The organism is Xenorhabdus sp. PR6a (assembly GCF_028599065.1).
GTDB classification, from domain to species: Bacteria; Pseudomonadota; Gammaproteobacteria; order Enterobacterales; family Enterobacteriaceae; genus Xenorhabdus; species Xenorhabdus doucetiae.
This window is the reverse complement of the sequence record NZ_JAQRFJ010000148.1, coordinates 1-1,715: the sequence shown is the minus strand read 5'-3', so window position 1 is coordinate 1,715 and position 1,715 is coordinate 1. Positions and strand designations below refer to the sequence as shown.

At 40.9% G+C, this 1,715-nt stretch carries 1 protein-coding gene; it reads left to right on the top strand.

The window, feature by feature from the left end; genetic code table 11:
• Positions 1-242 precede the first annotated feature (242 nt).
• On the top strand, positions 243-1,715 hold a 1,473-nt coding region (locus PSI15_RS17910; protein WP_273584692.1), incomplete at its 3' end, for an inverse autotransporter beta domain-containing protein.

The window sequence follows — 1,715 nt, the reverse complement described above, 5'->3', positions numbered from 1 at the left end:
ACGAATGAAAAAGATAAATTTGTTGTATTTTATGTTTTAATTTAGTGATAGTGAGTTATATTTATGGCAAGTTAATATAAACAATAAAAATCATCATGCGATTAATTTTTATAATCAATTGATAACTATTTGTAATTACGTGAAATAGTGGGATATATGCTATACAAGAAATCATGATGTGATTATAGATCATCTATTGAGTAAGAATAGTAATTTTTCCAAAAAAACCCTGAGAGAGAGATATGAACTCATATTTTAATAAAATTTTTTTTTTCATGATACTGAGTCTATTATTACCATCATCTATAACGAATGCCATTGCTGATAGTAACATAGAAGCAGGAAGAGTATATCCTCAGGAAATAGACAATACAGATACCAGAGTCGGTGATTTAAATAAAAATAGAAAAAACAACCAAGCCTCTGATTCTGATACACCAAATGCCATTGCCAGAAACATCCAAGCAGCAAGTAATATTCTATCCTCTTCACCTTCAGAACTGGCAGAACAAGCCAAGTCCTACGCCGTGGGCAAATTTAACAGCACCATCTCTTCCGAAACACAAAAATGGCTATCCCAATTTGGGACGGCCAGAATTAACTTTGGGCTGGATAGAAAAGGAACGCTAAAAAATAATTCACTCGATTTATTATTGCCACTTTATGACAATAAAGTCGATTGGCTGTTTTTTTCTCAACTGGGTTATCGCAACAAAGACAGCCGAAATACCATTAACGTGGGATTAGGCGGGCGTTATTTTTATCAGGACTGGATGTATGGCCTGAATACCTTTTATGACTACGATCTTACGGGTAAAAATCAGCGCCTGGGCTTGGGGGGAGAGATATGGGGAGACTACATTAAATTTTCCGCCAATACTTATTACCGTTTAAGTAATTGGCAGAACTCACGGAATTTTAAGGACTACCATGAACGCCCTGCCAACGGTTATGACATTAATGGGGAGTTTTTCTTGCCTGCTTACCCGAATCTGGGGGCAAAATTGGCCTATGAGCAATATTTTGGCGACAACGTGACCTTATTCAATCGTGATACTAAACAGAAAAACCCCAGTCTGGCTAAACTGGGGCTGACTTATACGCCTGTCCCACTCTTCACGCTGGGCGTGGATTATAAACAAGGGGGAAGCGGGCACAGTGAAACCCAGTTCTTGGCGAATTTAAGTTATAAACTGGGCGTTCCCCTGAATGTGCAGTTATCACCCGACAACGTAGCCGCAATGCGCACACTGGCGGGCAGCCGTTATGATTTGGTGGAACGAAATAATAATATTGTACTTGATCACCAGAAAATTCCCATCGTCCAACTCTCCTTACCGGAAATCATCACCGGATACAGTCAGGAGGAAAAGCGCGATATTACGGTTAAGCTATCTTCCAATACTGCCGTTAAGCAGGTTCACTGGGCAACGAACGAAGATTTTACAAAGCACGGCGGCAAACTCTCTTCCCGTGTCGGAAATACCATCACCGTCACCCTGCCGAAATATTTATCCGGCGATAACCAAAATAACAATTACCCCATTTATGCCCTTGCTGAACTGGAAAATAACCAGAAGTCAGCGCCCGCTGAAATGCGCATAATTGTCCGCCCCTTTATGCTGCAAAAACGGGAAACACCTAACTTCACCCCGGCGGGGCCACTACCGGCAACGGGGGATAAAAAGGACGGATATACGTTTAATCCGGTGATT